Annotated in this window: 12 protein-coding genes; 5 read left to right on the top strand and 7 right to left on the bottom strand. The window is 67.7% G+C overall.

Translation table 11 applies throughout. The annotated features are described in order from the left end of the window. Positions 1-218: 218 nt before the first annotated feature. Both FSV73_RS22160 and FSV73_RS22155 read right to left on the bottom strand, forming a co-directional pair. A complete protein-coding gene (locus FSV73_RS22160) occupies positions 219-1,208 on the bottom strand; it encodes an LLM class oxidoreductase (protein WP_145011563.1) in 990 nt (329 codons plus the stop codon). Between the two features lie 103 nt (positions 1,209-1,311). Continuing rightward, entirely contained in the window at positions 1,312-1,890 is a 579-nt protein-coding gene (locus FSV73_RS22155) for a nucleotidyltransferase family protein (RefSeq protein WP_145011560.1), read from the bottom strand. 259 nt (positions 1,891-2,149) lie between these two features. On the opposite strand from FSV73_RS22155, the gene FSV73_RS22150 reads away from it, so the two are divergent. The 3 genes from FSV73_RS22150 to FSV73_RS22140 are packed head-to-tail and all read left to right on the top strand — an operon-like array spanning position 2,150 to position 5,357. Then, positions 2,150-3,772 (top strand): methyl-accepting chemotaxis protein, encoded by a 1,623-nt coding sequence (locus tag FSV73_RS22150; RefSeq protein WP_145011556.1) that lies wholly within the window; start codon positions 2,150-2,152, stop codon positions 3,770-3,772. Positions 3,773-3,822: 50 nt separating this feature from the next. Then, entirely contained in the window at positions 3,823-4,944 is a 1,122-nt protein-coding gene (locus tag FSV73_RS22145) for a hypothetical protein (protein WP_145011553.1), read from the top strand. 11 nt (positions 4,945-4,955) lie between these two features. After that, the gene (locus FSV73_RS22140) at positions 4,956-5,357 is read left to right on the top strand and encodes a phosphate ABC transporter substrate-binding protein (RefSeq protein WP_145011550.1); all 402 of its coding nucleotides are present in this window, start codon (positions 4,956-4,958) and stop codon (positions 5,355-5,357) included. 60 nt (positions 5,358-5,417) lie between these two features. Here FSV73_RS22140 and FSV73_RS22135 read toward each other — a convergent pair whose 3' ends face one another. The 4 genes from FSV73_RS22135 to yrfG form a co-directional block, all read right to left on the bottom strand. Next, positions 5,418-7,742, bottom strand: coding sequence for an FdhF/YdeP family oxidoreductase (locus FSV73_RS22135; RefSeq protein WP_145011546.1), 2,325 nt, complete (start codon positions 7,740-7,742; stop codon positions 5,418-5,420). Between the two features lie 16 nt (positions 7,743-7,758). Further along, a complete protein-coding gene (gene fdhD, locus FSV73_RS22130; protein ID WP_058772265.1) occupies positions 7,759-8,574 on the bottom strand; it encodes a formate dehydrogenase accessory sulfurtransferase FdhD in 816 nt (271 codons plus the stop codon). A 94-nt stretch (positions 8,575-8,668) separates the two neighbouring features. Continuing rightward, positions 8,669-9,562 (bottom strand): LysR family transcriptional regulator, encoded by an 894-nt coding sequence (locus FSV73_RS22125; protein WP_145011543.1) that lies wholly within the window; start codon positions 9,560-9,562, stop codon positions 8,669-8,671. 69 nt (positions 9,563-9,631) lie between these two features. Further along, complete coding sequence (yrfG, locus tag FSV73_RS22120; protein WP_145011540.1) at positions 9,632-10,291, bottom strand: GMP/IMP nucleotidase; 660 nt, start codon at positions 10,289-10,291, stop codon at positions 9,632-9,634. A gap of 63 nt (positions 10,292-10,354) precedes the next feature. Between yrfG and nudE the strand changes: the two genes are divergently transcribed. Continuing rightward, the gene (gene nudE / locus FSV73_RS22115) at positions 10,355-10,921 is read left to right on the top strand and encodes an ADP compounds hydrolase NudE (RefSeq protein WP_145011537.1); all 567 of its coding nucleotides are present in this window, start codon (positions 10,355-10,357) and stop codon (positions 10,919-10,921) included. Next, entirely contained in the window at positions 10,918-11,760 is an 843-nt protein-coding gene (cysQ, locus tag FSV73_RS22110) for a 3'(2'),5'-bisphosphate nucleotidase CysQ (protein ID WP_145011533.1), read from the top strand. The genes nudE and cysQ overlap by 4 nt, the downstream gene beginning before the upstream one ends. 10 nt (positions 11,761-11,770) lie before the next feature. On the opposite strand, the gene FSV73_RS22105 is transcribed toward cysQ, so the two are convergent. Continuing rightward, positions 11,771-13,000: a 2-octaprenyl-3-methyl-6-methoxy-1,4-benzoquinol hydroxylase gene (locus FSV73_RS22105; RefSeq protein ID WP_145011529.1), complete on the bottom strand. Its 1,230-nt coding sequence runs from the start codon at positions 12,998-13,000 to the stop codon at positions 11,771-11,773. Positions 13,001-13,014: the final 14 nt, after the last annotated feature.

The raw sequence follows: 13,014 nt of genomic DNA, 5'->3' as shown, positions 1-13,014 counted from the left end.
GCGAAAGAAAAGTGCAACTAAGTGCAACCCATAGCGCTCTGCCGTCGATCCGGTTGCACCAGGGCAGGAGTAACAGATCGCAAAACTATGCAGAGATCAGGCCAAGGGTTGCTACCCGGTTGAACCACGCCAGGCGGCCTGCCCGGCGCCCGGCGCGCCAGGGGCGCGGATCGTTAGCCAGGCAAGTGTTACCCGGCGCTACACCCGCAGGGTGCCCTCTATTGCAGCGAAGGAAAGTGCGGCAGCACGAATTCGCCCAGCTCCTGGACCACTTCACTGGCCGGCCGCCGCGAGGGCCTGAGGTTGAGGGCCAGGTGGTTGACGCCGGCGTCCTGCAACTGGGCGAGATAGTCCACCAGCGCGCGGCGGCCGCAGGAGAGCCCGGCATGGATGGGCCTGGGTGGTTGGGCGGGATCGCTGGCCAGCTCGAAGAACAGGCCCTGGGCGAAGGGCTTGAACAATTCGCGCCCGCCGATCTCGTCGAGCGCTTCGCGCCAGACCCGAGTCAGCGCCGGCACGTGCTCGACGGGCACGAAGTAGTAGAACCAGCCGTCGGCCTTGGCGGCGATCCAGTCCACGGTCTGCCGGCTGCGCCCGGTGACCAGCGCCGGGATACGCCCGTGCACCGGTTTGGGGACCAGGTCCGCCACGCCCTGCAGGTCGCCGAAGCGCCGGAATTCGCCAAGGGGGAAAGGGGTCTCGCCGGCCAGGCGGAACATCTCGAAGGCATCGCGAAAGCGCTCGCCACGGCGTTCGAATTCGTTCTCCAGGCCGAAAGCCGGGTATTCCACCGGCCGGTCACCCGAGGCCACGCCCAGCACCAGCCGGCCGTCGCTGAGCTGATCGACCGAGGCCGCCATCTTGGCCAGGTGCAGAGGATGCCGCAGGGTGATGACGGCACTGCCGGTGGCCAGGGTCAGGTGCTGGGTGATGCCCGCCAGATAGCCGAGATAGGTGAAGGGCTCGAACACCTGGCCGGCATCGTTGAAGCCGGGATCATAGAAGGGCACGTCGCGCGCCCAGAGCGCGGCGAAACCCAGCTGGTCGGCCAGGCGCGCCAGCCGGGCGTGGTCGCGCAGGGTCGGCAGGGGATCATCGGGATAGCCTTCCAGCGGCAACAGGAAACCCAGGGTCAGGCGCCCCGGCGCGAACAGCCGGGAGAAGCCGGGATGCTGGAGAAAGGCACGGCGACGATCCGTGGTGGACATGGGGATTCCTTGCCGGAAGGGAACAACGAGTGACCTTCTATGGAGTCTAGCGCCCTTCCAGGGTTCGTCCGGGCTGCATGAGGTGCGCCCGTCCACGGATTGGCTACCCAGGCGAGCGGACCGCGGGTGCCAGGCCCTGGACCTGCAACCGCGGCCAACGCGCGAGCCAGCCTTTGGTGGTCAGGCGCTGGCGAAAGGCCGCAGGGCGCGGTCGCCGGGGGTTGAGCGTGAGGTGCAGGGCGAAAAGCCCGTCCTGGGCGAAGGGGCTGACCACCTCGACCTGGCCAGTCTCCGTCAGGCGCGCGGCCAATGCCGTTTCCACCTCTACCCAGAAGCGCATGGCATCCAGGCTACTGGCGTAAGGGGCATCGTCGTTGCGCCTATGCATTCGCGCCTGGTTCTTCACCGACCAGGGCCACCCCGGCGCCTTGAGCATCAACTCGGCCTCGAGCGCTCGATCGCGCTCGGGCCGGCAATCGGCCGCGTCGAAATAGATGACGTCCAGGTCGGCAAGCGGTGTTGGCGTGGCATGGCCGTGCAGGCGATCCCAGACCAGATTGCGCACGAAGCCGGCCGCCAGCCAGGCGTCGGGAAGACGCAGCTCGGCGAGGATCCGCAGCAGGCCCAGGCGCTCGGTATCCGTCTCCAGCCAGGATTCTATCGGGGAAAGCAGCGTGGTCATGGCACGACTAGTCAGTCCAAATCATTAAAAATGACCGCCCAGGCCCGCTTTCGCAACGTCCATCGGCGTTAATCGCAATAACGGTTATTCCATTCAAGTTTTCATCAAGGCCGTCGAAACGGTAACGGCTTCGCTTCAGCTACCGGCGAGGCCAACAGGACGTGGTGACTGGTCAGGCTCTGACCACCGGCGAGCCTTCACTCCAGAAGACGGCCCCGCACCTCGACGCTTGCCACTGCCCGTGCCACCCGAGGTGTAGATGTTCCGCAACCTGTCGCTCACGCTCAAGCTGTCGCTGCTGCCAGCGGCCGCCCTGCTGGGCCTGCTGCTCTATGTCGCCTACACCTCCGCCCAACTGGCCGGTAACGACCAGCGCCTCGACCAACTGGAAAACCACAGCTATCCGCTGCTGGAAAAGGCCGATGCCGTGCTCTTCCAGTTTTCCCGGCTGCCCGGCCTGTTCAACAGCGCGGTGACCGCCAGCGAACTGGAAACCCTGGGCGAGGCGCGCAAGGTCGTCGGCGAGATCGACAGCCGCCTCCAGGAAATGGCCGACCTCACCCGGCAGAGCCCGGCGCGCGGTGAAGAGATCACGCGCTGGCGCGAAGGCATCCATCGCTACGGGGATAATGCCCTGAGCGCCTCGGAGCAACTGATCAAGGGCAGCGGCTCCTTCGACTCCCTGCGCCCCAGCCTCGACCGCATGGCCTCGGACCTCGCGGCCGCCCAGGCCCTGGGCACCACCCTGCGCAGCCATGCCTATACCGATTTCCAGCACACCCTGGCCCAGGCCCGCGACGAGAACGCCAACACCACGCGGGTCGGCATCTGGCTGAGCCTGCTGCTGGTGGTGCTCCTCGCCGCGGCCGCCGTCCTGACCATCCGCAGCGTGCTGGGCAGCGTGCGCGAGGTGATCGCCTCGCTGCGCGCCATCGCCCAGGGCGACGGCGACCTGACCCGCCGCCTGCAGGTCGGCTCGCGGGACGAGATCGGCCAGATGACCGCCCTGTTCAACGCCTTCCTCGACCGCCTGCAGGACACCATCAAATCCATCATCGACGCCGCCCACCCGCTGGGCCAGGTGTCCGCCGAACTCTATCGGCTGACCCAGACGGTGGAAAACAACGCGCGCTCCCAGCACGGCCATACCGATTCCATCGGCCGTGACATCCAGACCATGAACGGCAATCTGCACGAGGTGGCCACGCGCTCGCGCGAAGCCGCCGACCAGGCCGCGGCGGCGGCCGAGCAGTCCGCCGCCGCCCGCACCAGCATCGGCCAGTTGTCGCGCAACATGGGCGAACTGGACGACAGCGTGCGGCAATCGGCGGAGTCGATGCAGCAGCTGGAGCAGGAAACCCGCCAGGTCGGCCTGGTGCTGGACGTGATCAAGTCCATCGCCGAGCAGACCAACCTGCTGGCGCTCAATGCCGCCATCGAGGCCGCGCGTGCCGGCGAGCAGGGTCGCGGCTTCGCCGTGGTCGCCGACGAGGTACGCAACCTGGCGCAGAAGACCGCGCGCTCCACCGCCGAGATCCAGGAGATCATCGAACGCCTGCAGGGCAATGCCCAGCGCGTACTGCTGGCGATGCAGGGCAACAACACCAAGGCCCAGGCCAGCGCCAGCAGTTCCAACGCCGCCACCGAGATGCTCGAAGGCATCGCCCAGGCCGTGGCGCGCATCAACGACTACAACGCCCAGATCGCCCTGCTCACCCGCGAGCAACTGAGCCTCTCCGATTCGATCAGCAGCGATACCCATCGCCTGCAGAGCGATACCCAGTCCAGTGCGGACAGCACCACCGCCACCGCCCGCATGGGCGAGCAGCTGGTGGTGGTCGACACCGATCTCCGGCAGGCGACCTCGCGCTTCCGCATCTAGCCATCCCCTTACCGACTCTCCCCATACCTAGAAACCCCAGGAGCACTTCCATGGCTTTTGCACGTCTGCTCGCCTTCGGCGCAGCCCTCAGCTGCGCGGGATCCGCGCTCGCCCTCGACCAGGGTGACTACCGCTTCAACGGCTTCGGCACCGCCGGCATCACCCACCTGGGTGGCGAGGACGATGGCCGCAGCTTCGGCATCCAGGGCCAGACCAACGACCGCTGGCGCGGCGACCAGCTGAGCAAGCTGGGCGGACAATTCCAGTACGGCCTCACCGACAAGCTGGACGCCACCCTCCAGGTCACCGCCAAGCCCGAGCAGGACAGCTGGAAGGCCAACCTGGAATGGGCGTACCTCGCCTTCCACGCCACCGACAACCTGACCTTCCGCGCCGGCCGCCTGCGTACCCCGGTGTTCATGTATTCCGAGACCCTGGACGTGGGCCTCACCTACCCCTGGCTGCGGCTGCCCGACGAGGTCTACAGCCAGGTCCAGGTCTCCAACTACGAAGGCGCCGACGCCCTCTGGAGCCTGCCGACCAGCCTCGGTACCCTGAACTTCCAGGTGAGCGGCGGCCAGGCGGTCAATCGCAACTACTTCGTCAACGACAACCTCTACGACATCGACTACAAGCGCATCGCCGCCGCCAACGTCAGCCTGGCGACCAACGACTACGGCACCGTGCGCCTGGCCTACACCGAGTCCAGCATCGACCTGCACTATCCGCTGCTGACCCTGGATGACCAGAAGGGCAAGTTCACCTCCCTTGGCTACCAGTACGACAACGGCACCTGGCTGACCAGCAACGAATGGACCCGCCGCGTCATCGAGGGCGACAACCAGGGCAGCAGCAACGCCTTCTACCTGATGGCTGGCCGCCGCTTCGGCGACTTCCTGGCCCACGTGACCTACGCCCAGCTGGACGAGGAGCGCGCCGGCCGCCAGAGCTCCTGGACCTACGGCCTGAACTACAACATCACCCCCAGCCTGGTGCTCAAGAGCGAATACAAGCGCGTCGACACCACCGGCGGCTACAGCGGCACCTTCGTCAAGACCGACAACGAGAGCATCGCCAACGCCATCTACGACCGCACCGGCGGCCGCTTCGGCGCGCCGGCACGCAACTTCGACGGCGACATCGTCAGCATCGGCCTCGACTTCATCTTCTAAGGAATCCGCCCATGAGTTCTTTCCGCCTGCTCACCGGCGCCGCCCTGCTGCTCGCCACCAGCCTGGTTCACGCCGAAGTCGCCGTGATCGTCAATCCGGGCGCGGCCAAGACGCCCAGCCAGGACGAGGTCGCCAACATCTTCCTGGGCAAGGACAAGTCCCTCAAGGGCGTCGACCAGAAGGACTGGTCGGCGACCAAGGAAACCTTCTATGCCAAGGTCGCCAACAAGAACGAGGCCCAGCTGAAGTCCTACTGGTCCGGCCTGGTGTTCACCGGCAAGGGCCAGCCGCTGCCCAGCCTGGCCGGCGACGCCGCCGTGGTCGCCCAGGTGGCCGGCGAAGCCGATGCCATCGGCTACGTGGACAAGGCCGCGGTGACCGACAAGGTGAAGGTGCTCTTCACCCTGCAGTGATCGGCGCAGCGCCATGAAAAAAGCCGTCTTGCGACGGCTTTTTTCGTTTTCGCGGGGACCTCAGGCGACCGAGGCGATGCGGTTGCCGGCGCTGGCCTTCTCGACCTTGATGGCGACGAACTTGGAGGTGGGCGTGAAGCTGCCCTCGCCGTAGCTCTCCAGGGGCACCAGCGGGTTGGTCTCCGGGTAGTAGCCGGCGGCCTGGCCGACCGGGATGTCGAACGGCAGCGCGGTGAAGCCACGGACCCGCCGCTCGAGGCCGTCGTCCCAGAGGGCGACCAGGTCGACCTTCTCGCCGGCGGCCACGCCCAGGCGATCGAGATCGGCCTGGTTGACGAAGACCACGTCGCGCTGGCCCTTCACGCCGCGATAGCGGTCGTCCAGGCTGTAGATGGTGGTGTTGTACTGGTCGTGGGACCTCATGGTCTGCAGGATCAGGTCCGGCTTGATGCCCTGGCGCCGGACCGCGTCCGGCAGCAGGTCGTGCAGCAGCGCATTGGCGGCGAAGTTGGCCTTGCCGGTGGCGGTGTTCCACTCCCGGCGCCCGGCCTTGTTGCCCAGGTAGAAGCCGCCGGGGGCCTGCAGCCGGGCATTGAAGTCCTGGAAGCCGGGGATGACGTCGGCGATCAGGTCGCGGATGCGGTCGTAGTCCTCGATCAGCCAGTCCCAGTCCACCGGGTGGTTGCCCAGGGTGGCCTTGGCCAGGCCGGCGACGATGGCCGGCTCGGACTTCATCTGCGTCGACAGCGGCTTCAGGATGCCGGCCGAGGCGTGCACCATGCTGAAGCTGTCTTCCACGGTGATGGCCTGCTTGCCAGCCTTCTGCACGTCCATCTCGGTGCGCCCCAGGCAGGGCAGGATCAACGCCTGCTGGCCGGTCACCAGGTGGCTGCGGTTGAGCTTGGTGGCGATGTGCACGGTCAGGCGGCACTTGCGCAGCGCCTTGTGGGTGCGCGGGGTGTCCGGGGTGGCCTGGGCGAAGTTGCCGCCCAGCCCGATGAACACCTTGGCCTGGCCCTGCTCCATGGCGGCGATGGCCTCCACGGTGTTGTGGCCGCGGTTGCGCGGCGGTTCGAAGGCGAAGCGCTTGGCCAGGGCGTCGCTGAGCCAGGCCGGGGCCTTCTCGTCGATGCCCATGGTGCGGTCACCCTGCACGTTGCTGTGGCCGCGCACCGGGCAGAGACCGGCGCCAGGCCGGCCGATGTGGCCGCAGAGCAGCTGCAGGTTGGCGATTTCCTGCACCGTAGCCACCGAGTGGCGGTGCTGGGTGACGCCCATGGCCCAGCAGATGATGACCTTCTCGGCGCGGGCGTACATGCGCGCGGCCTGCTCGATCTCGTGCAGCGACAATCCCGACTGGCGCTCGATCAGCTCCCAGGAGGTGGCGTCGACCTGGGCCAGGTAGTCATCCATGCCCAGGGTGTGGGCGGCGATGAAGTCGTGGTCGAAGACCCGCTTGGCGCCCTTGGCAGCCGCCTCGCGCTCCCATTGCAGCAGGTACTTGGCGATGCCGCGCAGGGCCGCCATGTCGCCGCCCAGGGCCGGACGGAAGTAGGCGGTGTTGGTCGGCCGCGAGTCGTTGGTGAGCATCTCCAGCGGACTCTGCGGATGCTGGAAGCGCTCCAGGCCCCGCTCCTTGAGCGGGTTGAAGCAGACCACCTGGGCTCCGCGCTTCACCGCGTTGCGCAGGGTCTCGATCATGCGCGGGTGGTTGGTGCCAGGGTTCTGGCCGATGACGAAGATGGCATCCGCCTCGTCCAGGTCGTGATAGGTCACGGTGCCCTTGCCGACGCCGATGCTGCGGCCCAGGCCCACGCCACTGGCCTCGTGGCACATGTTCGAGCAGTCGGGGAAGTTGTTGGTGCCATAGGCGCGCACGAACAGCTGATAGAGGAAGGCCGCCTCGTTGCTGGCGCGGCCGGAGGTGTAGAACTCCGCCTCGTCCGGGCTGGCCAGGGCCTTGAGCTCCTTGGCGATCAGCGCGAAGGCGGCATCCCAGGCGATGGGCACATAGCGATCGGTGGCCGCGTCGTAGCGCAGCGGCTCGGTCAGCCGGCCCTGGTATTCGAGCCAGTAGTCGCTCTGCTCTAGCAGCGAGGTCACGCTGTGGCGGGCGAAGAAGCTGGCGTCGACACGGCGCTTGGTGGCTTCCCAGTTGACCGCCTTGGCGCCGTTCTCGCAGAACTTCACGAGGCCGTTTTCCGGAGCCTCGCCCCAGGCGCAGCCCGGGCAGTCGAAGCCATGGTCCTGGTTGGTCTTGAGCAGCGTACGCAGATTCTTGAAGGCGTTGCCGCTGTCGAGCCAGAAGTGCACCACGCTCTTCAGGGCGCCCCAGCCGGCGGCGGGGCCTTGATAGGGTTTGAAGGACTGCTGAGGTTTGTTCATGGCGCTTCCCGTGGGATCAAGGGGCCACCGGCGCCGGGGCATAGACCCGCGGTGGCGACCGGTGTGGCAGATGGATCAGGTTGAGACGATGACGGCGCGCCCATTCCACGGCCAGCCCGGTGGGGGCCGACAGGGTGATGAGGGTGGCGAGTCCGGCCCGCACCGCCTTGTGGATGAGTTCGAGACTGCAGCGGCTGGTGACCACCACGCAGCCCTCGCGCACCGGCTGGCGCTGACGCAGCAGGGCGCCGATCAGCTTGTCCAGGGCGTTGTGGCGACCGATGTCCTCGCGGCACAGGGTCAGTTCGCCCTGGCCGTCGATGAACAGCGCGGCATGCACCGCGCCGCTGCGCTGGCCCAGGTCCTGGGCGGCGTCGATACGCTGGCGCAGGTCGTGCAGGTGGGCGGCCGGTGGCAGCGGCACCTTGCGCAGCCGATCCAGCTGCGGCAGCGCCTGCTCCAGGGCCTCGACCCCGCACAGGCCGCAACCACTGGTACCGGCCAGCTGGCGGCGCTGCTGCTTGAGCGCCCAGAAGGTGCGACTGCTGATCTCGACATCGACATTGAGGGCTTCGCCGACGCGCCGCACCTGGATGCCATAGATGTCGTCGATGGCATCGACGATGCCGGCGCTGAGGCTGAAACCGACCACGTAGTCTTCCACGTCGGCCGGCGTCGCCATCATCACCGCATGGCTGATGCCGTTGTAGGCGATGGCCAGCGCCACCTCTTCGGCCAGTGGCTGCTCGCCGCGCACGGCGGGCTGCTCCAGCTCGGCGAAGGCATAGCCGGCGGGCAGCGGGGCGACGGGATCTGGCGAGTCCTGGGACATGACGGAAAACGACCTGCGGCGGTTTGACACAGATCAAAGATTAACCAGCAGACCCCGGGGCGTCTAATCGCTATGCCCAATGCCTTGATAAGCCCTATCTATCACTCTCGGCATAGAGCGCCTTGATCGCCTGGAAGCAGGCGTCGGCGACCGCCAGTCGGGGTTCGGTCCGACGAATGAGCAGGCCCAGGGGGGTCAGGGTGCGGGCGGTGTCGATGGGAATCAGCCGGGCATGGGGCGTCAGGCGGTCGAAGCCGCCAGCCAGGGGCACCACGGCGCAGCACAGCCCGGCATTCACCGCCTGCAGCAGCAGGTAGACGGCATCGGTCTCCAGGACCGGCTGCGGCGTCAGCCCGAGACTGCGAAAGCCATGATCCACCGACTGGCGGAAATGCATGGCGCCGGTGAGCAGGCCCAGCGGCAGCCCGGCTACCGCCTGCCAATCCAGCGCCGCCTGGTCGAAGGCGAAATGGCGCTCGTCATAGAGCAGCCCCATGCGGGTTTCGGTGAGGGTGAGACTGTCGAAACGTGCCGGGTCCAGGTGCTCCAGGTAGGAGATGCCCAGCTCCAGGCGATTGCTCGCCACCGCCTCGAGGATGCGCTCGGTGCTCAGCACCTGCAGCTGGAAATGCAGCTTGGGGTGCAGCTGGCGCAGGTGCTGGAGCAGCGGCATGGGATCGAAGCTGGCCAGGGGTACCAGGCCGACCCGCAGGGTGCCCACCAGCTGTCCCTGGAAGGCCTGGGCTTCGGCATAGAGGCCGTCGTGGGCGGCCATCAGGGTGCGGGCCCAGGCGAGGATGCGCTGACCGGCCTCGGTGAAGCCCTCGAAACGCTGGCCGCGCCGCACCAGCTCCACGCCCAGTTCGTCCTCCAGGCCACGCAGGCGCATGGACAGGGTCGGCTGGGTGACGTGGCAGCGCGCCGCCGCCTGGCCGAAGTGGCGCGTCTCGTCCAGCGCGATGAGAAAGCGCAGCTGCTTGATGTCCACCGGTTTACTCCGTTCTCGCCTGCTTTACCCCCTCTCCCCCTGGGAGAGGGCTGGGGTGAGGGTCTTTCTTCAAACGGGCAGTATTTCCCGATAGTTTCTTACCGCCTCGAACTCCTCGCTGTCCTTGGGCCCGCGGCGGCTGTCCGGCTCATGGATCGCCAGCAGGTGGGCGACGCCGTAGTCGCGGGCGCTGCGCAGGATCGGCAGGTTGTCGTCGATGAACAGGGTGCGCGGCGGATCGAAGGCGAAGTCGGCCTGCAGGGCGTGCCAGAATTGCTGTTCTTCCTTGGGGAAGCCGTAATCGTGGGAACTGATCAGCCGATCGAAATAGGGCGCCAGTTCGATGCGCTCCAGCTTCAGCGACAGCGAATCGCGGTGGGCGTTGGTGATCAGCGCCACCCGCTTGCCGGCGCGCTGTAGGGCAGCCAGGAAGGTGTCGGCATCGGGTCTCAGGGCGATCAGGTGGGCGATCTCCTCCTTGAGCTCGCGCATGGAGAAGCCCAGCTCGGCGCTCCAGAAGTCCAGGCAGTACCAGGTCAGCTTGCCCTGGTGACTGAGGAACAGCGGCTCCAGCTCGGCCTTGGCCAGCGCCAGGGACTGGCCGTGGCGCTCGGCGTAGCGCTGCGGCAGGTACTCCAGCCAGAAATGGTTGTCGAAGTGCAGGTCGAGCAAGGTGCCGTCCATGTCCAGCAACACGGTGTCGATACGGCTCCAGTCGAGAGGGGTCATGGTGACTCCGGATCATATAACAGGCGGGTTATCATACCCGTCCGCCCAGCCCAGGAGCCGTCCATGCGCCAGAAACCCACTGTCCTCGCCCGACAGATCGTGGCCAAGAGCCGTCTGTTCACCGTCGAGGAGATGCAGTTGCGCTTCGCCAACGGCGAGGAGCGCACCTACGAGCGCCTGGCCAACAAGGGCACCGGCCACGGCGCGGTGATGGTGGTGGCCCTGCAGGATGCCACCCGCGCCCTGCTCATCGAGGAATACTGCGGCGGCGTGGAAGACTATGAGCTGTCGCTGCCCAAAGGCCTGGTGGAGCCGGGCGAGGAGATCCTCGACGCCGCCAATCGCGAGCTCAAGGAAGAAGCCGGCTTCGGCGCCCAGCGGCTGGAATACCTCACCGCCCTGTCGCTCAGCCCCGGCTACATGAGCCAGCGCATCCACGTGGTGCTGGCCCGCGACCTCTATCCCGAGCGCCTGCCGGGCGACGAACCCGAACCCATCGAGGTCAGCAGCGTCGACCTGCGCGAGCTGTCGCAACTGGTGCAGGATCCGCGCTTCTCCGAAGGCCGCGCCCTGGCCGCCCTCTACCTGGTGCGCGACCTGCTCACCCAACGCGGAGAGTTCCCGGCATGATGGCGCCCGTTTCCATCACCGCGCCCCTGGTGCTCAACGTCATCGACCTGGTGCGCCAGGCCGGCGCGGCCACCCTGCCCTTCTGGCGGCAGAACGTGGCGGTGCGGCAGAAGAGCGACGACTCGCCGGTGACCGCCGCCGATCTCGCCGCCCACCGGGTACTGGCCGAAGGCCTGGCGCGCCTGACTCCGGACGTGCCGGTGCTGTCGGAAGAAGCCTGCGACATCCCCTTCGCGGCGCGCAGCGCCTGGGACGTCTGGTGGGTGGTCGACCCCCTCGACGGCACCAAGGAATTCATCGATGGCAGCGAGGAATTCACCGTCAACGTGGCCCTGGTCGAACGCGGCCAGGTGATCTTCGGCGTGGTCGGCATCCCCACCCGGGACGTCTGCTTCAGCGGCGGTCGCGAACTGGGCGCCTTCCGCATCCAGGGCGAGGACGGCATCGAGATCGGCGTGCGCCAGCAGCCGGAAGAGGCCTTCACCGTGGTCGCCAGTCGCCGTCACAGCAGCCCGACCCAGCAACGGCTGCTGGAGGAACTGGGCAATACGGTAGGCGAACCCAAGCTGGTCAGCGTCGGCAGCTCGCTCAAGTTCTGCCTGCTCGCCGAGGGCAAGGCCGACTTCTATCCGCGCCTGGCCCCCACTTCCCAGTGGGACACCGCCGCCGCCCAGGGCGTGCTGGAAGGCGCCGGCGGCGAGGTGCTGACCCTGGACGGCCAGCCGCTCACCTACGAGATGCGCGAATCCTTCCTCAATCCGCACTTCCTCGCCCTGCCCCGCGACGCCGCCTGGCGCGCCCAGGTGCTGGCGCTGGCCGGGTCGGTCGACGAGGCCTGAGGCCGGGACGCTAGGCCACCACCCGGGCCAGCTCCGGCACATCGCCGGACAGGCCCAGGGCGCGGCGGACGAACAGCGCCTTGGCCTCGAAATGGCGATCCACCTGCTTGAGCGCGGCATTGCGCAGCCAGCGCAGCGGCAGGCGGTCGTCCTGGAACAGCCGCTGGAAGCCTTCCATGGCCGCCATCATCGCCAGGTTGTGCGGCATGCGGCGGCGCTCGTAGCGTTCCAGTACCCGCTGTTCGGCGATGGATTCACCGCGCGCCTGGGCATGGCGCAACTCCTCGGCCAGCACCGCAGCGTCGAGAAAGCCCAGGTTGACGCCCTGGCCGGCCAACGGATGGATGACGTGGGCGGCATCGCCGATCAGCACCAGGCCGGGTTCCACGTAGCGCTTGGCATGGCGCTGGCGCAACGGGATGCACAGCCGCGTGTCGCTGCACTCCACCGGGCCCAGGCGCTGCTCGAAGGCGTCGCCGAGGGCCTGGCAGAAGGTGGCGTCGTCCATGGCCATTAGCCGCTCGCCCTGCTTGGGCGTGCAGGACCAGACGATGGAGCACCAATGGGTATCGCCGCCGCGATCCAGCGGCAGGAAGGCTAGCGGGCCGTCGTCGGTGAATCGCTGCCAGGCGGTGCGCTGGTGCGACTCGGCGCAGCGCACGCTGGTGACGATGGCATGGTGCAGATAGTCCCACTCGCGGGTTTCCAGCCCGGCCAGGCGGCGCACCGCCGAGGTGGCGCCATCGGCAGCCACCACCAGCGGGGCACGGATCTGGCGGTCGCCGGCCAGCTGCACCAGCCACTGGTCGCCGGAGCGGCGCAGCAATTCCAGCCGCGCCTCGGGCAGCAGCAGGACGTTGGCCGCGGCCAGGCGCTCGAGCAGGGCATCCTGCACCACGCGATTCTCGACGATGTGACCGAGCACCTCGGCATGCACGCTGGCCGCATCGAAATGCACGGCACCGGTGCCGGAGCCGTCCCAGACGTGCATCGCCTGGTAGGGGCTGACGCGGCGTGCCAGGATGCCGTCCCAGGCGCCGAGGCGCTGCAGGATGCGCTGGCTGGCCAGCGACAGGGCGCTGACCCGGGGTTCGAAGGGCAGGTCGCTCTCGACCGCCCCGGGGGTGAGCGGGCCGCGGTCGAGCAGCACCACCGACAGGCCGCTGTCGGCCAGGGCCAGGGCCAGGACGCTGCCGACCATGCCGGCACCGACGATCACCAGATCCGCATGGGTCAGCATGCTCGTTTCTCCTC

The organism is Pseudomonas oryzihabitans, assembly GCF_007665395.1.
In the GTDB taxonomy this organism is placed as follows: domain Bacteria; phylum Pseudomonadota; class Gammaproteobacteria; order Pseudomonadales; family Pseudomonadaceae; genus Chryseomonas; species Chryseomonas psychrotolerans_C.
This window is presented reverse-complemented; position numbering and strand designations above follow the sequence as displayed.